Raw genomic sequence first — 19,479 nt, 5'->3', positions numbered from 1 at the left:
AAACATCCCAACGCTAAAATGCCCGCCGGTTCCTCCGGCGGGCATTTTCAGTGTCCAAGTTCGCAAATCGTAAAGAGGAGCAGAAGACCGCCCCGCGCCGTAAGGCTTGGGAGAGTGGTGCAGCTGTGCATTTATAGTGAATTGCAGGCGAGTCTTCGAGCCGTACAAAATCTAATGCCCGTATGGGCGCTCGGGTGCAGCCGTACCCCCGTACGGCGAGGACAGCGGCAAACCCGAAAAATGTGCAGATGCGCCGCTATCGCAAGCCGCTAGTCGTCAAAGTCGCCATGGGGTCCCTTGTCCGTGTCGATTTCAGCGGCGCGGGCCTTGATCTTTTCCTCGGTCCACTGGGCCGGGTCTTCGAATTGTTCAACCTTGAGGCCGAGGTCGTAGGAACCGGCCGCAAGGATCAGGTCATAGGCGATGGGCGCGGTGTCCTTGGCGTTGAACACGTTGACCAGCAGGTCGTAGACGAAATCTTCCACGCCCTGGACCATGCGCTCGCGCGCGGCCTCGTCCTGGCCCTGCCAGCGACGCTCGAAGACGAGGTTGAGCTTCTTGTAGTTGCCGCCCTTGATGCCGTTCTTGTCGGCGTAGGCCACCATCTCTTCCCAGAGGGCGTCGTTCACGCCCTGGCCGGGGACCTTGGCGAAGTGGTCGCCGTCCATGATGGCGTTGCCGAAGTCGTTGACCTTGACGCCCCAGCTGATCATCTGCAGGGCGGTGGCCACGTTGGCCTTGGTGGTGGAGGTCTGTGCGGCGATCTCGCGCAGGCGGGCGGAGTCGTTGCCCGAGGTGCCGTGCTGTGCGCCGGAGGTGCCGTAGGGCTTGAGCGCCTTGTGGATGTCTGCGGTCAGCTCCACCTGGATGCCTTCGCCCGAGGCTTCGATGCCGTGGGTGGTGCCGTTGTTCAGGGCGATCCAGTCGGGACACAGGCCGTGGGCGTTGAGGCCCTGGACCAGGAATTTTGCCTCCACCGGGCTGGACAGGCCGAATTCGCCCTTGATCTCGCCGATTTCGGTCTCGTACCCCGCCCAGGAGGGGATGACGGGCGCCACGGCCAGGTTGGCCAGCAGGTTGAGGTCGTCGGTCATGTGCGAGGCGTCGATGGCGATGGAGGTGACGCCGGAGGCGAACACCGAGGGGATCTCGGCCTTGGCTTCGGCCAGGCCGTCCCAGGACTTGATGAAATAGTGGTCGGCGTGCACGGCCACCGGGATGGTGATGTTGTACTTGTTGCAGACGTAGTCGACCCGGCGGGCGATGTTCCACAGGGTGGTCGGGCAGTAGGTTGCCTCGCTGCGCGCGATCTCGATGATGATGGCCGCGTTGGCCTTCTGGGCAGCCTTGAGCGCCCCTTCGATGACGAAGAGGTTGCGTCCGTTGGCGGCGATGGTCATGGCTCCGCCCTTGGCCGTCATGGCGCGGTCGATGACCTTGCCGCTGACGATCAGCGCGCGGGAGTTGGGGAAGTTCTGGACTACGTTCGGCGGACGGCCCACCGCGAGTGCTTTGTTGAATGTATCTTGGGACATGCCCTTCCTCCTTGAAAAGAGTTTGATTGCTCGTACCAGTAGAAACCAATCGTTTCCGGAAGTCAAAACGAAACGGCAAGATATAACGGGAGGGCGCGCACGTCCAGAGTGCCCGGACAAACAACCCTGTCCGGGTTACGGCGGAAAGCCGCCGCGCGGGCAGTTACATGGTGACTTCGCCGCCGCGTTCCTCGCTGACAGCCTGGCGTTTGGCGGCGTTCACCGCTTCCCTTGGCATGAGTGTGTAGCCCAGCTCGCTCGCCATGAACTCCAGTACGGTGATGTTGTGCGTGGCCTTGACGATTTCGAACATGGTCTCGGCCCCGAGCTTGGCGTGCGAGTCGAACGGATTGAGCTCGCGCAGAAGCGTGGAATAGGGCTTCCTGATGACGCGGGACACCTCTTTGGCCGGGATGCGTCCTTCGAGGACGACATCCTGCATTTTCTTGGTCAGATTCTTCTCGAACATGCTTTACCCCCCACATGTTGGATTTTCTGCCATGTAATTGGAAGTTACCTTTATTTTCAATTTTGCGTCAACGAAAATTGATTAAACAGCGGTTCTTTTTGGAGGGGCCGGGAATGACGATTCCTGAATTTGTCAGGGGATAAGGGGAGTTGTTCAAAATATACCTCCGCAAAGGAGGTAATTTGATCAAGGGGAGCGGAGGCGGGGGCGGTTCGTGAACGGGTCAAGAGGCCGTGATCAGGCCCTGGAGGAATCCGGCGAACAGGGTGCGGAGCCGGTGGGTGCTCCCCTGGAGCCGGTGGCCGTCGTCAAAGACGTGCAGGTCGGCCCGGTGGGTCCGGGCGAAGCGGATGGAGTTGTCCACTGGAACCACGTCGTCGACCCAGCCGTGGACCACGGTCACTGCGGCCGGGAGGTCGGAAAAGACGTGGACGGCGTAACCCGGAAAATAGAAGGCCGGGGCGAGCAGGAAGAGCCCCGGGACGTCGAATTTCGCGGCAGCGGCGGCGGCCACGTATCCCCCCATGCTCGATCCGGCGAGGATGGCTGGCCTGCCCGCCTTTTCAAGCAGGTCGACCAGCTTGGCCACGCGCTTGTCAGGGTCTTCGGTTTCGCGGAAGTCGGGGGCTTCCATGGTCAATCCCAGTTCTGCGGCGACCTCGGCCAGGGCGGTGCTCTTGGTCCCCCAGGGGCGGCCCAGTGAGCCGTGGCACCAGATGAGCGAAAAGTCGGACATGGCTCCTCCCCGGTTATGCCGTTCGCTTGCCCGCCAGCATGCGGATGGCCTCGAAGAGCGCGCTTTTCTTTACCGGCTTGGGCAGGTGGTAGTCGGCTCCGGCCTCCAGGCAGCGCAGGGCGTCCTCGTTCAGGGCATAGGCGGTCATGGCGATGATGGTCACCGGTTCGCTCCCGGTCTCCTTTTCCCATGCCCGCATGGCGCGGGTGGTTTCGAAGCCGTCCATGACGGGCATCTGGATGTCCATGAGCACCAGGTCCCAGCCGCCTTTCTTGAACACCTCGAGTCCCTCGCGCCCGTCCTCGCGAATGGTCAGGTCGCAGGACGTCCCGCTCAGGTAGGTCTGGATGACGAAGGCGTTGTATTTGGAGTCTTCGAGCATGAGGATGTTCGAGGCGGGCAGGTCGTCTTCCCGGGTGGGGACCTTTTCCGGTTCCAGCCGGGACTCGTCGGTCTGGGAGATGCCGAACGTGGCCGTGAAGTGGAAGACGCTGCCCTGTCCCGGCGTGCTTTCGGCCCATATCCTGCCGCCCATCATCTGGACCAGTTCCCGGCTGATGGACAGGCCCAGGCCCGTGCCGCCGAATTGGCGGGTGGTGGAGCTGTCGGCCTGGGTGAAGGCCTCGAATATGGCGGAGAGCTTGTCGCCGGGCACGCCCACTCCGGTGTCCCTGACCGAGAACTGCAGGGCGACCCGCCCGTCCCTGTTCTGCATGGTCTCGATGGACAGGTCGATGGAGCCCGATTCCGTGAACTTGATGGCGTTGCCCAGCAGGTTGATGAGGATCTGCTTGAGCCGGTTGGAATCGCCCATCAGCCGGTCCGGAATCTCCGGGGAAATGTTGCAGGAGAGGGCGAGTCCCCGTTGGTCTGCCTTGGGATGGATGATGGAGCAGGTCTTGTCCATGCATTCGTTCAGGGAGAACCAGCGGTTTTCCAGTTCCATGTGCCCGGCCTCGATCTTGGACAGGTCCAGGATGTCGTCGAGGATTTCCAGGAGATTTTCGCCGGCGGTACGGAATACGTCCACGTACTTGGACTGCTCCTCGGTCAGTTGCGTTTCCCAGAGGATGTCGGCCATGCCGAGGATGGCGTTCATGGGGGTGCGGATTTCGTGGCTCATGCTGGCCAGGAAGTTCGACTTGGCGATGTTGGCCACCTCGGCTTCGCGCTTGGCGTTCTGGAGCTCCTTGATGGCGGCGTTGAGCGAACTGTTCTTGCGGTTGAGCTCGTCCGTCCTCTCGGTGACCTTGGTCTCCAGCATGTCGTGCTGGTTCTTCAGCTTGTCGTTGGCGTCCCTGAGGTCGCCGATGAGCATGAGCACCGATTCGCGCATGTCGTCGATGGCCCTGGCCAGGTTGCCCAGTTCACCGGGGGCGGAGGTGTCGATGTGCCCGTTCAGGTCGCCGTCGGCGATGGTGATCGCGGATTCCTCCAGCCGCTTCAGCGGTGCGAAGATGTTTTTCCTGTTGAAATGTGTGGAGGTCAGGAAGATGGCCGCGATGAGCAGGAGCGCCATGCCGAGGATGCTGCCCGCATACAGGGTCAGGTCGTGGAAGTAGCTGTTGGTCGCCAGGACCAGGTTGAAAGAGCCGATCCAATCGCCGTACTTGCGGATTTCCACCGTGCTGGCCAGGAAGGCGTCGTTGTTGCGGAAATAGTCGAAGTCTTTCCCGGCATAGCGGGGCCGGGTCTTGAGGGCCATGACCTCGCGGCCCGTGACCACCTCGGCGAAGACCACGTCGTCGTTCTGAAGCACCGCCTCGATGAAATCGCGGGCCGAGGAGTGGTCCACCTGCCAGACTGCGGACGCCAGGCTGGTCTTGGCAAGGTGCGAGATGGACCGGGCTTCCTCGGTCAGGCGCACCTTGAGCAGGTAGCCCGTGAAGAAAATGATGGCTGCGGTGAAGCACAAGACGATGACGCCGATAATACCCATCTGCGCAATGGCCGCCCGGCGGCTGAGGGAGTGGGCTCTGGCCAGTTTCTTGTCGGAATCGGATAGCATCGTCGAATCTCAGTCCTCGGCATCGGTTCATGCTTCGCCACGCTATACACGGTACGTTGCCGGTGGCGATTTGGCAAGGCAACGCTGTACGTCTTTCACTCCGGCGGGCGAAAAAAAAGGCCGGACCCGTGGCGGGTCCGGCCTGGAAAAATGTGTCGTCGTCGGGACTAGGCGTTGCCCTTGTTCAGGGAGAAGCCCATTTCGGAAGCCATGAACTTCAGGGGGCGGATGTCGTGGGTCACCTTCATGATTTCCAGCAGGGTTTCCGCGCCCAGCTTTGCGCTGACGTCGAAGGGATTGATTTCGCGCATCAGGGTCGAATACGGCTTCTTGATCTTTGCGGCCACGTCCTTTGCCTGGATGCCGCTGTCGAGGATGCAGTCCTGAACCACCTTGGTCACGTTCTTTTCAAACATCGTTGCCCTCCCGCATGTGTTGAAGTTGTCGCCGCTGCACCGAAGTGCGTGGGACCAATAAAGCAACTGGCGTGCCAGCGAGGGCTTATTGTGATTATTATTCGTTATTTCTAACGGTTATACAATCCATAAACCTGGGCAACTGTTTTTGTAGAGTGTCGCAATGTGTCGCATGCGACAGTAGCTATGTCGCATATGCGACATTATTGTCGCAATGCGACACAGGCTCGCAAAAAGAAGGGGAGCCGCGTGAGCGGCTCCCCGTTTTCCCGGCATCGCCGGGGGAGGTCTGTCCGAATCGTATCGTCAGGCGTTCAGGTGTGGGTTGCGGTCCATTCCGATGCCTTCAGGAGGTGATCCGATCGGGCTATGAGTCTTGATGCTTTGCCCAGTCCTTCGACCAGGTCTTGAAGGAGTCGATGTAGTTCAGCCATGCGCGGCTGCCCAGGACGATCTCCATGATTCTGGATGCTGTAAGGTTCTTGAACATATCGCTATCCTCTTGTCTCTCGATGTTGTCGGTCAGTGATGGTTCCTGCCGTCAAGTGCCAGGTGTTGTATCAACAGCCTTCCTGGCCTGGGCTGTTTTTCAGGCTGCGCACAACGTGCTTGATGGTCTCCTTGAAAATGCCGCTTGTTTCGTACGGCGTGAGGAGATTGGTACGGACGGAACCGACGATGTTGCCGTAGATGATCAACGCGGTCTCCTCCACGGAGAGGGGGCGGATCGTTCCGTCTTCTATGCCGTTGCTGACGCAGCGCTTCAACTCGTCGATGAAGATGGTGAACTTCTCGGCCACCTTGGCCGCGTCCACCCCAGCCTCGACGTGGCTGAAGGGGGAACACCGGAGCAGGATCGGAAACCGTCTCCTGTGTTCTTCGGTAAAATCGAAATATGCGGTCATGTATCGTTCGACGGCTTCCAGCCCGGTGTAGTCACCCCTGGTCGCCTCGGTCAGGCAGTCGATGAGCCTGTCCGCCATGTCGAACCCGGCTGCCAGGTAGAGTTCCTGCTTGGAGCCGAAGTAGTGGGAAACCAGACCGAAGGAGACCTGGGCGCGACCGGCCACGTCCTTGACCGTGGCGGCGGTGAAACCCAGTTCGCCAAAGGCTTCCTGGGCGGCTCTCAGTATGGTTTCCTTCTTGGTCATTTCGGTGTTCCCTTGGTGTCGATTGATTGAACAATCAGCCTGTTGGTTTCTGTATAGATTGATTGTGCAATCAGTGTCAAGCGCTGATGCGGAAAAAATAACGCCTCGACCTTCAACCGTTGTCCTGCAACGAAAAAGCCCCTTGCGGGGCTTTCTTTTTCAGGATGGGTACGGCCTGTTATTTCATTTGTTTCTGAATCTTGGCCCAGGAGTCGCGAAGGGTGGCCGTGCGGTTGAAGACGAGCTTTCCGCCGGGCACGTGGTCGCGCAGGTCGGCGCAGAAATATCCGGTGCGCTCGAACTGGATGTTGGCGCCGGGCCCCAGGTCGGCCATGGCGGGCTCCACAAAGCATTCGGGCAGGACTTCCAGGGAATCGGGGTTGAGGTAGTCGATGAAGGTCTTGCCCGCTTCGGCCGCGTTGGGGTTGTCCACCGTGAACAGGGATTCGTAATTGCGCACCTCGGCCTTGAGCCCCTTGGATGCGGAAACCCAGTGCATGGTGCCCTTGACCTTGCGCCCGCCCTCGATCCAGCCGCCCTTGGATTCCGGGTCGTAGGTGGCCCTGATTTCCGTGATGGCACCGCTCTCGTCCTTGTCGTAGCCGGTGCAGGTCACGTAGTAGGCGGCCCGCAGCCGGACTTCGCGGCCCGGTCCCATGCGGAAGAACTTCTTGGGCGGCTCCTCCATGAAGTCGGCCCGCTCGATCCACAGCTCCCGGGTGAAGGGAACCGTGCGCGTGCCGTAGGATTCGTCCTCGGGATTGAGGGTCACTTCGAATTCGTCCACCTGGTTCTCGGGATAGTTCTCGATGACCAGCTTGACCGGGTCCACGACGCCCATGTAGCGCGGGGCGCGTTCGTTGAGGTCCTGGCGCACGCAGTGCTCGAGCAGGGCGTACTCGACGGTGGAATCCGACTTGGCGACGCCGATGCGGTCGCAGAAGTCGCGGATGGATTCCGGGGTGAAGCCCCGGCGGCGGAAGCCGGAGATGGTGGGCATGCGCGGATCGTCCCAGCCCGAGACGTGCCCCTCCTGCACCAGCTGGATGAGCTTGCGCTTGGAGAGCACGGTGCCGGTGATGTTCAGCCGGGCGAATTCGTACTGGTAGGGACGCTGGTTGAAGCCGGGCAGTCCGGCCAATTCATTATATATGGCCGCATGGCTTCCGAAGAGCTCGGGCTGCTTGAGGCCGTGCATGAGCGTGTCCACGCACCAGTCGTAGAGCGGTCGGTTGTTCTCGAACTCCAGGGTGCAGATGGAGTGGGTGATGCCTTCGATGGCGTCGGACAGCCCGTGGGTGAAGTCGTACATGGGGTAGATGCACCATGCGTCGCCGGTGCGGTGATGGTCGGCGTGCTTGATGCGGTACAGGGCCGGGTCGCGCAGCATGACGTTGGGCGCACCCATGTCGATCTTGCCGCGCAGGATGCACTCGCCGTCCTTCATCCTGCCCGCCCGCATGTCCCGGAACAGGGAGAGGTTCTCCTCGACGGTCCGGTCGCGGTAGGGGGAGGCGGTGCCCGGTTCGGTCAGGGTCCCGCGCGTCTGGCGGATTTCCTCGGCGGTCTGGTGGTCCACGTAGGCCTTGCCCATCTTGATGAACAACTCGGCGATGAAATAGAGCTTCTCGAAGTAGTCCGAGGCAAATGGGTTGGCGTCCCAGTCAAAGCCGAGCCACGTGACGTCTTCGCGAATGGAGTCCACGTACTCCACCTCTTCCTTGACCGGGTTGGTGTCGTCAAACCGCAGGTTGCACTTGCCCGCATAGTCGCGGGCGATACCGAAATTCAGGCAGATGGATTTGGCGTGCCCGATGTGCAGGTACCCGTTCGGCTCGGGCGGGAACCTGGTGTGCACGCGGTCGCCATATTTGCCGGACGCCATGTCCTTGTCGATGATCTGGCGGATGAAATCCTTGCCTTTTTCCGGGGTGTCACCTTTGGTGCTCATGAAAAATCCTCGTTTATATTTCCGAACCACATATGGTCTAAGGGGCGCAATGGGGCCGGTTTGTATTCGACAGTGCCGACGGATTCAGGAAATACGGGAATTCCGCAGGGCGGTCAACGGCCCCGTATCCGGTGCACGCGAGCGGCACAAATCATTGACCCGAAAACCTGTAAAGCGTAATCAGCTACATTGATTGATATTATAAACCATTATCCGGAATGGTGCCATGCCGCTTTTTACAATTGATCCGAACAAATGCAATCGTGACGGCCTCTGTGCCGCGGAGTGCCCGGTCGGGTGCATCGAATTCATTGAAGGCGAGCTCCCCGGCCCCCACGAGAAAAAGCAGTCCTATTGCCTGAACTGCGGGCATTGCGTGGCCGTCTGTCCTTCGGACGCCATAACCCTTGAACGCCTTCCCGCAAAGAGCGTGCGCCTGGACAGGTCCCTGAATATCTCCTGGGAGCAGGCCGAGCAGTATCTCAAGGGACGCCGTTCCGTTCGGTTTTTCAAGGACGAGCCGGTGCCCGAAGTGGTTCTGGCCCGCATCCTGGCCGTCACCGAGTACGCGCCGTCAGGGCACAATGCCCGGCCCACCCGGTGGTCGGTGGCCACGAGCCGCGACAAGGTGGCCGAGCTGGCCGGAGCCGTTGTCAATTGGATGCGGTTTGAAGTGGACCGGGAGAGCCCTGTGGCCGCCCGGCTCCATCTGGCAGGCATTGTCCGCGCCTGGGACAACGGACTGGACCTGGTCTGCCGGAACGCCCCGGCCCTGGCCGTGGCCTACGGCCCGGAAGCAGGCGTCACCCCCCGGGAGGACGGGATCATCGCGGTCACCTATCTGGACCTGGCCGCCAACGCCGTGGGCCTGGGAGGTTGCTGGTGCGGCTACCTGATGGCCGCAGCGGCTCATGATTCGGGGCTCCGGTCCGTCCTTGGCGTGCCCGACGACGGGGCCGTCTACGGCGCGATCATGCTCGGGAAGCCTGCGCGGCGCTATCGGGCCATTCCGCCCCGCCCGGAGCCGGACATCCAGTGGTTGTATTGATGGGCGTGCGGAGGTGTTCGGTGTTGATCTGCAGACGTTGTGCCTGGTTCCTGCTGGCGGCTTGCCTGTGGGCGCTTGCGGCGCCGGTTTCCGGCCTGGCCGAGTCGATCCGGGTGGGGATCGGATTCGCCATTCCTCCCTACGTCATCCGGAGTGAAGACGCCGGGGTGGAAGTGGACATCATTCGCGAGGCCCTGGGGCGGGTCGGAGTCGAGGCGGAGTTCATCTACCTGCCGAACCTCAGGCTGCCGGTGGCCTTTGCCGAGGGCAGCGTGGACTGCGTGGCCGCCAATGCCGGGTATGATCTGGCTGCGGACAGCGGCGTACCGGCCTACTATTCCACCATCACGGTGATATTTCACAACTATGCGGTGAGCCTGGAAAAAAACGGGTTCAGCATCATGTCCATCGAGGATCTTGCCGACAAGCGGGTGCTCGCGTTCAACAATGCGGCCAAGTATCTGGGGCGGGACTTCGCCGCCATGGCCGCTTCCAACGCGCGTTATTCGGAGTTGGCCGATCAGGCCCTGCAGGTCAGGATGCTTCTTTCTGGCCGGGTGGACGTGGTCATATCGGACAAGCGCATTTTTCTGTACTGGATGAAGAAAAACAATCGGTACTCGGGGCTCGGGATCAAACCCGGGGAGAGCCGGCTTGCATTTCATTCCATTTTCCCGCCGGCACCGAGGCGGGTGGCCTTCAGGGACGAAGACCTGCGCACCCGTTTTGACCAGGGGCTTGGCCTGCTCAATTCCGAGGGGGGCATCAAGGTCATCGAAGAACGGTATGCCGGCGTCGAGGAAGAGTGATCGGCTCGATCGGATGGAAACAGTCAACACAAGGAGCTGCTTGAGGTGCCCGTGCCCCATCATGCTTTCGGCAGTGTCGAGGTATGCATCGACTACGACGCCATTACCCGGCTTTTTCGCCGCGCCCACGGCGAGGGACGGAACACGCTTTTCGAATACGAGGTCTACGACCTGCTGCGCGATTCGGGCGCGGAAACGCCGCCGCGCAGTATCCTCCTGAAACGGGGTGAGCGACTGGAGGACGAGCAGCTTGCCGGGTTGACCGGCGACAGGGCGGTCCTCAAGATCGTCTCCCCGACCATCGTCCACAAGACCGAGGTCGGCGGCGTGCGCGTGGTGCGCAACTCCCCGGACGCCATCCGGTCCGCCTGGCGGCGCATGCTCAGCGAGGTGCCGGAGCGCTACGCGGCCTACCTGGAGCGCCAGCCGGAGGCCACGCCGGAAGCCTATGCAGGCCTTGCGGACGAAGCCCTCGCCGCCGCCATCGCCGGGGACATCCGGGGCGTGCTGCTGGTCCAGTACATGGAGCCGGATTCCAGGGAGTTCGGCAACGAGTTGATCGTGGGCATCCGCAAGACCCGCGAGTTCGGCATGATCATCGGCTCCGGGCTGGGCGGCACGGACACCGAACTGTATGCCGAGCGGTTTCGCAAGGGCCAGGCCGTGACCCTGTCCTCCACGGCCATGACCGACGGCCCGTCCTTTTTCGAGTTGTTCCGCGACACCATTTCCTACCGCAAGCTGGCCGGACTGACACGCGGCCAGCGGCGCATCGTCACCGACGAGCAGCTCATCGAGTGTTTTTCCTCGTTCATCGACATGGCCAATCACTACTCCCCGGAGAACCCGGACGCGCCGTTTCACATCGAGGAGCTGGAGATCAACCCGTTCGCCTACGCCGATTATCTCATGGTGCCCCTTGACGGCATGTGCCGCTTTTCCGTTCCCGGCACGGTCCCCCCGCCCAGGCCGGTGGAAAAGATCACCAGCCTGCTGCATCCCGAATCCATCGGCATCATCGGCGTGTCCGCCACGCGGGAGAACTTCGGGCGCATCATCCTGAGGAACGTGCTCGACGCCGGGTTCCCTGCGGACAGGGTCCGTATCGTCAAGCCCGGCGAGACGACCATCGACGGGGCGGCCTGCGTGCCCGACCTGGCTTCCCTCGACTGCACGCTCGACCTGTTCGTGGTGGCCGTGGGGTCGCCGCAGGTCCCCGGGCTGGTGGACGAGCTGGTCGAGCGGGACGCGGCCCGGTCCGTCATGCTCATCCCCGGCGGCATGGGCGAGACCGAGGAGAGCCGGGAACGCGCGTCGCGGGTCATCGAGAAGATCAAGGCCGCCCACGCAGCCGGGACCGGCCCGGTCTTCCTGGGCGGCAACTGCATGGGTGTGGTGTCCCGCCCCGGTCGCTACGACACCTGGTTCATCCCCGAGGAGAAGCTGCCCGCGTTCACCCCCGGCGGGCACCACAGGGCGGCCTTCATCTCCCAGTCCGGCGCGTTCATGCTCACCAGGCTGTCCCAGTGCCCCATCCTGGACCCGGCCTACATGGTCTCCATGGGCAACCAGACAGACCTGACCCTGGGCGACATGGTCTCCCACTTCGCGGATTCCGACGACGTGGACGTCATCGCCGTCTATGCCGAGGGGTTCAACGACGTGGACGGCCTGAATTTCTGCCGCGGGGTCCGGCGGGCCGTGCTGGCGGGCAAGGAAGTGGTCTTCTACAAGGCGGGCCGCACGCCCGAGGGCAAGTCCGCCACCAGCGGCCATACCGCGTCCCTGGCCGGGGACTATGCGGTCTGCGAGTCCTGCGTGCGCCAGGCCGGGGCAGTGGTGGCCCAGTCCTTCACCCAGTTCGAGAACCTGTTCATGCTGGCCGAGCGGCTGCACGGCAAGGTCATCCGGGGGAACCGGCTGGCCGCCATGTCGGGCGCCGGGTTCGAGGCCGTGGGCATGGCCGACTCCATCCAGTCCGACGACTACCGCATGGAGCTGGCCCCGCTCTCGGAAGCGACGCGGGCGGCCCTCGGCGATCTGCTGGCGGCCAAGGGGCTGGACAGGCTGGTCACGGTGACCAACCCGCTGGACATCACGCCCGGAGCCGACGACCAGGTCCACGCGGACGTCATCCGCATCCTGGCCGGGGAGCCCGGCGTGGACGCCGTGGTGGCCGGGCTCGACCCCATGTCGCCGGTCATGCGCACCCTGGCCGATCCGGACACCCCGCTGAACATGGACGACGAGCGGTCCATCGTGGCCCTGTTGAGGGCGCTGCTGCCCACGCTGGAAACCCCGGTCATCGGCGTGGTGGACGGGGGGAGGCAGTACGACCCGCTGGTCGACCGCCTCAAGGAGGCGGGGCTGTGTGTGTTCCGCACCTCGGATCAGGCCGTGGCGGCCATCGCCCAATACATCGAGGGCCGGTTGAATGCGGAGCGGATACGCAGCATTAAATAGTCAGAACGGAGGCACTATTCATGATTTCTCGCCAGCAGTTTTCGGAGTGGGTTGAGGAAGCCCTTTTGGTTTATAATGGAAGGGCTACAATACTACAGGTGTCTAAATATATTTGGGAAAATTACGAGCGAGAGTTGCGGAGATTCGAGGAGACTTTTTTTAAGTGGCAATATGACGTGAGGTGGGCAGCTAAAATGTTAAGAGAGAAGGGAGTAATGAAGTCAGTCGATGACTGCCCAAAAGGAATATGGGAATTGATTTGAGAAGAAAAGGGCCTTGTCTTTGAGGCGCGGCCCAAATCCGCTGTCCTGCGATTTGTGGTTGGTGCTCGGAAAAGTAAGCGAAAGTTGTCTTTTGGGGCGTCGGCGCATTCGCGTTCGACAGCATTCGTCCTTCCTACTCTGTGTTCCGCCCTTACGGCGGCCCTATTTTTGGCTGGCGCCCCAAAAATAGGGGAAAAAGGGCGCTTTGGCGGGCTGGCTCCCGATGACAGACCAAAGAGCCTGTAGGCGACTCTGCTGCCCGTCAAGATAGCCTGCTGAGCAGGTTCAGACGGGCTGCGCGGCGTCGCCCTCGACAGGCTCTAAGGCCTGCCATCGATTGCGGGTCTTCGTGTGTACTCGTGCACCATCGCGGGGAAGTATGCGGAAGAATAATCCATGACGCCTTGCTTTCCCTCCAGTAATCGAGCGACCGCCTCAAACTGGTGGCGCTAACCACCACGCCAAGACAACCGCCCCTCTTCCTTCTTCTTTCTTGCTGGAGCGTTCCGGAGAGCGAAGCGATCCGGCAGCGTCTCTACTTCACCGCGCACCGAATCGAACGGGCGTTCTTTCTCGAAGCAAGCTCCCCGGCTCTTCCCCGCTTGGTCATGCCTCGAACGCACCAGCCCTTGATAGGCGGTCAGCTTCTAGGCCCCCAAAACGGGGCTGGTGCATGTCTTCGGGCAGGGAAGGGGTATAAGGGGGATGAATTTTTATTGCCGATGTAGGAGCATGAAAACAAAGATGCCGACGCACTTGCCTTTCAACATCCTCCCGCGCTTCACCAGCGTAGCCATTAAACCAAACAAGGCCTAGAAGCTGACCAAACAGCGAAAGCGGATCTTTCGGATCGTGTCGTGGCGCAGCGAAGACATTGCGATCCGGGAGCGTGCTGTTTGGATCAGATTCTCAGCCGTTTTGGAGGCGGGTAAGAGTGGGCAAAAGCGCTTTTTGCTTCCTTTTTGCTGCTTTGCAAAAAGCAAGTCGCCGTAAAGGCGAAACACGATTTTCCGAGAACAGATGTAGCCCGTTCGCGGAGCGCGGCCATTTGTTTGAGAACCCAGAGCCTTTCTCTTCTTCCTCTTTCTTCGCCCAAAAAAGAAGGCCGCCCCAACCGGGACGGCCTTCTTTTTTGTCTTTTCAGGCGCGCTGCCCGAATCGCTAATACATCAACCCCGGCAGGAACAGGATGATCTGCGGGAAGATGAACAGCAGCGCAATGCCGATGATGATGGACAGCATGAACGGCAGGATGCCCTTGAACACGTCCTCCAGGGTCACGTCTGGCGCGATCTTCTGGCACATGCCGTAGACCACGTAGACGTTGATGCCCACCGGGGGCGTGATCACGCCCATCTCCGTGACCAGCACGATGATGATGCCGAACCAGATGGGGTCGTAGCCCATGCCCGTGACCACCGGGAAGAATACCGGGATGGTCAGCATGATCAGGGCCAGGGAGTCCATGAAACAGCCGCCGATGAAGTAGATCAGGATGATGGCGCCCATGATGGCGAAGGGCGGCATGTCAAAGGCGGACACCCAGTTGGCGATGTCGAACGGGATGCGGGTCACGGCCAGGAACTTGCCGAAGACCACCGCGCCCGCGATGAGCACCAGCACCATGCAGGAGGTGCGCAGGGTCTCGAAGAGCGAGTTGACGAACGCCTGCCAGGAAAGCTGCCGTTTGACAACGGCCAGGGTGAGGACGCCGATGACGCCGATGGAGGCCGCCTCGGTGGGAGTGAAGAGCCCCCAGAAGAGCCCGCCGATGACCAGCATGAAGATCAGGATGGTGTCGATGAGGTTGGCCAGGGACCGGAACCGCTCCGCCCAGGTGAATTCGTCGCCCTTGGGCCCGAGGGCGGGGTTCATGCGACACTGGATGTCGATGCCGACGATGAACAGCATGGTCAGCAGGAGGGCCGGGAAGATGCCGGACACGAACAGCGCGCCGATGGATTGCTCGGTGAGCACGCCGTAGATGATGAGCACCACGGACGGGGGCATGATCATGCCAAGCCCGCCGCCGGACGCCACCGAGGCCGTGGCCAGGGAGTTGGCGTAGCCGTAGCGTTTCATTTCCGGGATGCCCACGGTGGACATGGTCGCCGCCGTGGCCGGGCTGGAGCCGCAGACCGCGCCGAAGGCGGTGCAGGCCGAGACCGTGGCCATGGCCAACCCGCCGCGCGTGTTGCCCAGGAAGCGGTAGGCGGTCTCGTAGAGCCGCTTCGAGATGCCGCAGTTGAAGGCTATCTGCCCCATGAGGATGAACAGCGGGATGGTGGACAGCTCATAGGAGGCGAACGCGTCGTACACGTTGCGGCTCATCAGGTTCAGCCCGCCCTTCCATGAGGTCAGGAGGGAGAAGCCGATGAAGCCCACGAGCATCATGACGAACGCCACGGGCATCCGGGTCATGAACAGGAAGACCATGATGACGATGCCGATGATTCCGGCGGTGGTCGGGTCCATACTAGTCTCCCTTGACCTTGAAGAATTTGACGATGTCCATCACCAGGCAGATGGAATAGACGAAAAAGCCGAAGGACAGGACGTAGACCACCATGTATTCGGGCAGTTCCAGGTTCATGGACACCTCGCCCGATTCCGCGAGGGTTCCGGCATAGAGGAACATGCGCCAGGTGATGACGGCGATCAGCGCCAGGGTGGCGATGTTGGTCGCCAGCTTGACCACGTTGCGGGTGCGCTGGGGCAGGCGGCGGACCAGGATCTCCACGCCGATGTGGCTCTTCTGGTAGTGGGTGTAGGGCAGGGCGAATCCCACGGCGATGACGCCGAGGATGGAGACGATCTCCTCGCAGCCGAAGATGGGCATGTTGAAGGCCCCCCGCATGAACACGTCCGCGCCGGTCATGGCGGCCATGGCCGCCAGGCAGATGGCCGCGATGATGCGCATGGCCTTTTCCGTCACGCCGAGCGGTCCGCTTGTTTCTTCCATTTCTCTGATTCCTTTGAACGGTTGGACAAAAGACAGGGCGGGCCGCAAAGCCCGCCCTGTGGGGTTGCCGTCGAAACTATTTAAGCGTGGACTGAGTGAACTCCAGGATGGCCTTGCCGTCAAGGCCCTTGGCGTCGGTTTCCGCAATGTAGTCGTCGAGGACCGGCCGTGCGGCCTTGGCCCAGGCGGCGGATTCCTCGGCGGACAGGGTGACGATCTTGCCGCCCTGGTCCATGAAGAACTGGCGGCCTTCAGCGTCGGCCTCGTCCCAGGCTGCGGCGTGCTTGTCGGCCCATTCCTTGTTGATTTCGCGAATGATCTTCTGTGATTCCGGATCGATGGAGGCCCACTTGGCCTTGTTCATGACGATGAAGAAGACCGTGGTGTAGGCCACGTCGAAGGAGTCGGTGCCGTACTTGCAGACTTCGCCCAGCTTGAAGGACTTGTTGGACTCGATGGGATGCATGGAGCCGTCGACAACGCCTTTTTGCAGGAGCTGGTAATTCTCGGGCATGGGCTTGGCCACGGGGGTGCCGCCCAGCGCCTTGACCAGTTTTGCGGAGTTGCCGGTGGCCCGGATCTTCTGGCCTTCCATGTCGGCCAGAGCCTGTACCGGCTTGCCCACGGTGAACAGCAGGCCGGGACCGTGGCCGTTGAAATACATGGGTTCAACGTCGGCCAGTTCCTCGGGCTTGAACTTCTCGTAGACCGCGTTTGCCGTGGCCGTGGCCTGGGCGGCGTTCTGGTAGCCCAGCGGCAGATCCACTGCGGCCATGACCGGGAAGCGGCCTCGGGAGTAGGCCAGACAGGACAGGCCGATGTCGGACATGCCCTCGACCACGCCGTCATAGCACTGCTTGGCCTTGGTCAGGGTGCCGCCGGGGTAGTAGTCCACGACCACCTTGCCGCCGGTACGCTTTTCCACTTCCTTGCACCACGCCTCGGCCAGTATGGACTGGTGGTTGGTGGGCGGGAAAAAGTTGGAGTAGGTCAGTTTGACCTCGGCCTGCCCGGTGGAGGGCAGGGCAAGGCCGATCACCGCCAATGCCAGCACCGTCGCCAGAAGCTTTTTCATGTGTCTCTCTCCTTCTCACAGGTTCCGAGGAGGAGCGTCGGCTCCCCCCTTGTATCATGACCCGGACGCCTTGCGGCGTCCGGGCTGGAAGTCCCCTATGGACTTTTCGCCATTTCAGCCTTGATGAACTCCACCACCTCGCCGGCATTCACTTTCCGGCCTTCCGGGGAGTCCGTGTATTCGTCCATGACCGGCTGGGCCGTCTGGACCCAGAGAGCGGCTTCGCCGGTTTCCAGGGCCAGGACCTTGCCGCCCTTGTCCAGGAAGAACTGGCGTCCGGCGGCGTCGGCATCATCCCAGGCCGCACCGTGCTTGGCCGCCCATTCCTCGTTGATCTTGGTGATGACCGCCTGGGACTGCGGGTCGATGGAGGCCCACTTGTTCTTGTTCATGACCACGAAGAAGGTGGTGGTGTAGGCCACGGGGACGGACTCGGTGCAGAACTTGACCACTTCGCCGAGCTTCCAGCCCTTGTTGGATTCGATGGGATGCATGGAGCCGTCCACCACGCCCTTTTGCAGGGACTGGTAGGTGGTGGGCATGGGCTGGGCCACGGGGCTGCCGCCCAGCGCCTTGACCAGCTTGGCGGAGTTGCCGGTGGCGCGGATTTTCTGGCCCTTGAGGTCGGCCAGGGTCCTGACGGGTTTTTCCGAGGTGAACAGGAGGCCCGGGCCGTGGGCGTGGAAGTACAGGGGCTTCACGTCGTCGAACTCGGCGGGCGTGAACTTGGTGGCCACGGCGTTGGCGATGAAGGTGGCCTGGGTGCCGGACGTGTAGCCCAGGGGCAGGTCCACGGCGGCCATGACCGGGAAGCGGCCGCGGGAGTATGCCAGGCAGGACATGCCGATGTCGGAGATGGACTCGACCACGCCGTCGTAGCACTGCTTGGCCTTGGTCAGGGTGCCGCCGGGGTAGTAGTCGATGATCACCTTGCCGTCGGTGCGTTTTTCCACTTCACGGCACCACTGTTCGGCGAGCTTGGACTGGATATGGGTGGGCGGGAAGAAATTGGAATAGGTCAGGCGGACTCCGTCCGCGCAGGCCAGTGAGGCGAGCCCGAAGGTCATCAGGAAAAGGGCCGTCAGGGTGAGAAATGGTTTCTTCATGGGGTATCTCGCTTGTTGGGGGAATGTATTGTTGGAGCAGGGCGACAATCCGGCGTCAACCCTGCTTCGTTCCGTTCTTCAGCGCCATGTCGATGGCGGCCCTGCGCACGTCGGCCAGGTCCAGGACCTGCGTGCCGAGCGCCCGGTGGATGAGGTAGCCTTCGAACATGGCCGTGTTCAGGGCGCCGATCTTTTCCGGCGGGAAATCCGTTTCCACGTGCTCGCGCACCAGGTCGGCGAAGACCCGGTTGGAGAGGCGGTAGTCGGACTTGTTCATCAGTTTCCGCAACGGTTCGCTGGTGGCGGAGTAGACCGTGAATTCCAGGAAGATGGAGGACCAGTCCTTGTCGCCCAGGATGGTTTCAAGGAAATCCCAGATGATGTTCATGGCCTCATCGAGATCGTGGGCTTCGCGGATCTTGTCGTGGCGCGTGGCGCGGTAGCGTTTGAACTTCTGCTCGATGATCTGCAGGAACAGCTCGTCCTTGGAATTCCAATGACGATAGAAGCTGCCCTTGGCATAGCCTGCCTTGTCGGTGATCTCGGCCACGGAGGTGGAGGCGAATCCCTTGGAGCCGAACAGGCTGATGGCCGCGCCCATCAGTTCCTGCATGGTCTGTTGTGATTTTTCCTGCTGTTTTGTTGCCATGTACCAGCCTGTAAAAACTTGCTTTTAAAAATGACTCGAAGTCAGGTTGTGACCTTTGGTCAAAAAGTGACCGCTGGTCATTTCGAGTAGCAGGGGAACCACCCGGTGTCAAGGGGTATAAGGCGTTTCCCCAGACCGCGCGGCCACCTCTTGCCGGGGAGGCCGATTGTCCGTTCAGGTCACATGGTCGGTGGGCACAAAAAAGCCCTTGGAAGACCTTACCAAGGGCTATTTGTGTTTTGTCTAATGGCTGGGCTATGCCTTTTTTCTTCTCAACCCGATCAGCCCGATCAGGCCAGACCCGAGCAGCCATGCGGCGCCGGGGATGGGGGTGACGGAAATGGACGTGTCAAGGGAGTGAAAGTTGTCCGCGAAATAGGTGTCCCAGCAAACCATGAACAGGGTCCCGTCAAAGGTCGCCGTCCAGTCAAGGCCCGCCGTTCCGATGCCGAGATAGCCGGTGGTGGTCGTGCCGTCGTTACCGAGGAAATAGCCGACAAGGGTTCCGCGTTTGAACGAGCCGGTGCCCATGTCCCCGGTGATCGTTACCGGATCTTCGACGCCGTCGGCGGTGATTTTCCACCCGCTGGTCTTGGTCCTGATGCTCCATCTCGAGTCCGGATCGACCGTGACGGACAGCGTCTGCCCCGCCTGCACGGAGACGCCGGTATCGTAGGCATGGGCGGAGAGAGTATTCAGATCCGATCCGGTTCTTGCGCCGACGGTGAAATCCGTGACATACGCGGCAAGGGCTGAATGCGTTCCAAAGGCAAGCAGGGCGAGGGCCATGATCATTGAGCAACGGACAAATGCGAGCATAGATTCCTTCCTTTTTTAG

The 19,479-nt window shown here is 61.4% G+C and carries 18 protein-coding genes; 4 read left to right on the top strand and 14 right to left on the bottom strand.

From position 1 onward, the window contains the following. Positions 1–269: 269 nt before the first annotated feature. The 8 genes from OO730_RS06110 to OO730_RS06075 all read right to left on the bottom strand — a co-directional run bounded on the left by OO730_RS06110 (position 270) and on the right by OO730_RS06075 (position 8,266). The gene (locus OO730_RS06110; RefSeq protein ID WP_264983703.1) at positions 270–1,535 is read right to left on the bottom strand and encodes a class II fructose-bisphosphate aldolase; all 1,266 of its coding nucleotides are present in this window, start codon (positions 1,533–1,535) and stop codon (positions 270–272) included. Between the two features lie 163 nt (positions 1,536–1,698). Next, the gene (locus OO730_RS06105; protein WP_264983702.1) at positions 1,699–2,004 is read right to left on the bottom strand and encodes a phage regulatory CII family protein; all 306 of its coding nucleotides are present in this window, start codon (positions 2,002–2,004) and stop codon (positions 1,699–1,701) included. Positions 2,005–2,227: 223 nt separating this feature from the next. Beyond that, entirely contained in the window at positions 2,228–2,740 is a 513-nt protein-coding gene (locus OO730_RS06100) for a YqiA/YcfP family alpha/beta fold hydrolase (protein ID WP_264983701.1), read from the bottom strand. Between the two features lie 13 nt (positions 2,741–2,753). Further along, positions 2,754–4,748 (bottom strand): ATP-binding protein, encoded by a 1,995-nt coding sequence (locus OO730_RS06095; RefSeq protein WP_264983700.1) that lies wholly within the window; start codon positions 4,746–4,748, stop codon positions 2,754–2,756. Between the two features lie 167 nt (positions 4,749–4,915). Further along, positions 4,916–5,164 carry a phage regulatory CII family protein gene (locus OO730_RS06090; protein ID WP_264983699.1) on the bottom strand — a complete coding sequence of 83 codons (249 nt, stop codon included), beginning with the start codon at positions 5,162–5,164 and terminating at the stop codon, positions 4,916–4,918. 367 nt (positions 5,165–5,531) lie between these two features. After that, complete coding sequence (locus tag OO730_RS06085) at positions 5,532–5,654, bottom strand: hypothetical protein (RefSeq protein ID WP_264983698.1); 123 nt, start codon at positions 5,652–5,654, stop codon at positions 5,532–5,534. Positions 5,655–5,724: 70 nt separating this feature from the next. After that, the gene (locus tag OO730_RS06080) at positions 5,725–6,315 is read right to left on the bottom strand and encodes a TetR/AcrR family transcriptional regulator (RefSeq protein WP_264983697.1); all 591 of its coding nucleotides are present in this window, start codon (positions 6,313–6,315) and stop codon (positions 5,725–5,727) included. 178 nt (positions 6,316–6,493) lie between these two features. After that, positions 6,494–8,266, bottom strand: coding sequence for a glutamine--tRNA ligase/YqeY domain fusion protein (locus tag OO730_RS06075; protein WP_264983696.1), 1,773 nt, complete (start codon positions 8,264–8,266; stop codon positions 6,494–6,496). 226 nt (positions 8,267–8,492) lie between these two features. Between OO730_RS06075 and OO730_RS06070 the strand changes: the two genes are divergently transcribed. The 4 genes from OO730_RS06070 to OO730_RS06055 are packed head-to-tail and all read left to right on the top strand — an operon-like array spanning position 8,493 to position 12,849. After that, a complete protein-coding gene (locus tag OO730_RS06070; RefSeq protein ID WP_264983695.1) occupies positions 8,493–9,314 on the top strand; it encodes a nitroreductase family protein in 822 nt (273 codons plus the stop codon). A 20-nt stretch (positions 9,315–9,334) separates the two neighbouring features. After that, positions 9,335–10,123, top strand: a complete 789-nt coding sequence (locus OO730_RS06065) for a substrate-binding periplasmic protein (RefSeq protein ID WP_264983694.1) — start codon at positions 9,335–9,337, stop codon at positions 10,121–10,123. A gap of 45 nt (positions 10,124–10,168) precedes the next feature. Beyond that, positions 10,169–12,586 carry an acetate--CoA ligase family protein gene (locus OO730_RS06060; RefSeq protein ID WP_264983693.1) on the top strand — a complete coding sequence of 806 codons (2,418 nt, stop codon included), beginning with the start codon at positions 10,169–10,171 and terminating at the stop codon, positions 12,584–12,586. Between the two features lie 20 nt (positions 12,587–12,606). After that, positions 12,607–12,849, top strand: a complete 243-nt coding sequence (locus OO730_RS06055; RefSeq protein WP_264983692.1) for a hypothetical protein — start codon at positions 12,607–12,609, stop codon at positions 12,847–12,849. A gap of 1,161 nt (positions 12,850–14,010) precedes the next feature. Here OO730_RS06055 and OO730_RS06050 read toward each other — a convergent pair. The 6 genes from OO730_RS06050 to OO730_RS06025 form a co-directional block, all read right to left on the bottom strand. Then, entirely contained in the window at positions 14,011–15,324 is a 1,314-nt protein-coding gene (locus OO730_RS06050) for a TRAP transporter large permease (RefSeq protein WP_264983691.1), read from the bottom strand. 1 nt (position 15,325) lies between these two features. After that, positions 15,326–15,811: a TRAP transporter small permease gene (locus tag OO730_RS06045; RefSeq protein ID WP_264983690.1), complete on the bottom strand. Its 486-nt coding sequence runs from the start codon at positions 15,809–15,811 to the stop codon at positions 15,326–15,328. A 76-nt stretch (positions 15,812–15,887) separates the two neighbouring features. Beyond that, positions 15,888–16,886, bottom strand: a complete 999-nt coding sequence (locus OO730_RS06040; protein ID WP_264983689.1) for a TRAP transporter substrate-binding protein — start codon at positions 16,884–16,886, stop codon at positions 15,888–15,890. 95 nt (positions 16,887–16,981) lie between these two features. Beyond that, the gene (locus tag OO730_RS06035) at positions 16,982–17,992 is read right to left on the bottom strand and encodes a TRAP transporter substrate-binding protein (RefSeq protein WP_264983688.1); all 1,011 of its coding nucleotides are present in this window, start codon (positions 17,990–17,992) and stop codon (positions 16,982–16,984) included. Between the two features lie 55 nt (positions 17,993–18,047). Continuing rightward, a complete protein-coding gene (locus OO730_RS06030) occupies positions 18,048–18,641 on the bottom strand; it encodes a TetR/AcrR family transcriptional regulator (RefSeq protein ID WP_264983687.1) in 594 nt (197 codons plus the stop codon). A 255-nt stretch (positions 18,642–18,896) separates the two neighbouring features. Then, on the bottom strand, positions 18,897–19,460 hold the full coding sequence (locus OO730_RS06025) for a VPLPA-CTERM sorting domain-containing protein (RefSeq protein ID WP_264983686.1): 564 nt from the start codon (positions 19,458–19,460) through the stop codon (positions 18,897–18,899). Between the last annotated feature and the right edge of the window lie 19 nt (positions 19,461–19,479).

The organism is Pseudodesulfovibrio portus (genome assembly GCF_026000375.1).
Lineage (GTDB): Bacteria > Desulfobacterota > Desulfovibrionia > Desulfovibrionales > Desulfovibrionaceae > Pseudodesulfovibrio > Pseudodesulfovibrio portus.
The sequence above is the reverse complement of the archived record's forward strand: the minus strand, read 5'-3'. Positions and strand labels throughout refer to the sequence as shown.

Excerpts from the sequence above, each read along its gene's own strand:
- OO730_RS06035 (WP_264983688.1), bottom strand. The coding sequence starts at position 17,992 with ATGAAGAAACCATTTCTCACCCTGACGGCCCTTTTCCTGATGACCTTC.
- OO730_RS06040 (WP_264983689.1), bottom strand. The coding sequence starts at position 16,886 with ATGAAAAAGCTTCTGGCGACGGTGCTGGCATTGGCGGTGATCGGCCTT.
- OO730_RS06095 (WP_264983700.1), bottom strand. The coding sequence starts at position 4,748 with ATGCTATCCGATTCCGACAAGAAACTGGCCAGAGCCCACTCCCTCAGC.
- OO730_RS06075 (WP_264983696.1), bottom strand. The coding sequence starts at position 8,266 with ATGAGCACCAAAGGTGACACCCCGGAAAAAGGCAAGGATTTCATCCGC.
- OO730_RS06090 (WP_264983699.1), bottom strand. The coding sequence starts at position 5,164 with ATGTTTGAAAAGAACGTGACCAAGGTGGTTCAGGACTGCATCCTCGAC.
- OO730_RS06045 (WP_264983690.1), bottom strand. The coding sequence starts at position 15,811 with ATGGAAGAAACAAGCGGACCGCTCGGCGTGACGGAAAAGGCCATGCGC.
- OO730_RS06080 (WP_264983697.1), bottom strand. The coding sequence starts at position 6,315 with ATGACCAAGAAGGAAACCATACTGAGAGCCGCCCAGGAAGCCTTTGGC.
- OO730_RS06055 (WP_264983692.1), top strand. The coding sequence starts at position 12,607 with ATGATTTCTCGCCAGCAGTTTTCGGAGTGGGTTGAGGAAGCCCTTTTG.
- OO730_RS06070 (WP_264983695.1), top strand. The coding sequence starts at position 8,493 with ATGCCGCTTTTTACAATTGATCCGAACAAATGCAATCGTGACGGCCTC.
- OO730_RS06100 (WP_264983701.1), bottom strand. The coding sequence starts at position 2,740 with ATGTCCGACTTTTCGCTCATCTGGTGCCACGGCTCACTGGGCCGCCCC.
- OO730_RS06110 (WP_264983703.1), bottom strand. The coding sequence starts at position 1,535 with ATGTCCCAAGATACATTCAACAAAGCACTCGCGGTGGGCCGTCCGCCG.
- OO730_RS06030 (WP_264983687.1), bottom strand. The coding sequence starts at position 18,641 with ATGGCAACAAAACAGCAGGAAAAATCACAACAGACCATGCAGGAACTG.
- OO730_RS06085 (WP_264983698.1), bottom strand. The coding sequence starts at position 5,654 with ATGTTCAAGAACCTTACAGCATCCAGAATCATGGAGATCGTCCTGGGC.
- OO730_RS06105 (WP_264983702.1), bottom strand. The coding sequence starts at position 2,004 with ATGTTCGAGAAGAATCTGACCAAGAAAATGCAGGATGTCGTCCTCGAA.
- OO730_RS06050 (WP_264983691.1), bottom strand. The coding sequence starts at position 15,324 with ATGGACCCGACCACCGCCGGAATCATCGGCATCGTCATCATGGTCTTC.
- OO730_RS06025 (WP_264983686.1), bottom strand. The coding sequence starts at position 19,460 with ATGCTCGCATTTGTCCGTTGCTCAATGATCATGGCCCTCGCCCTGCTT.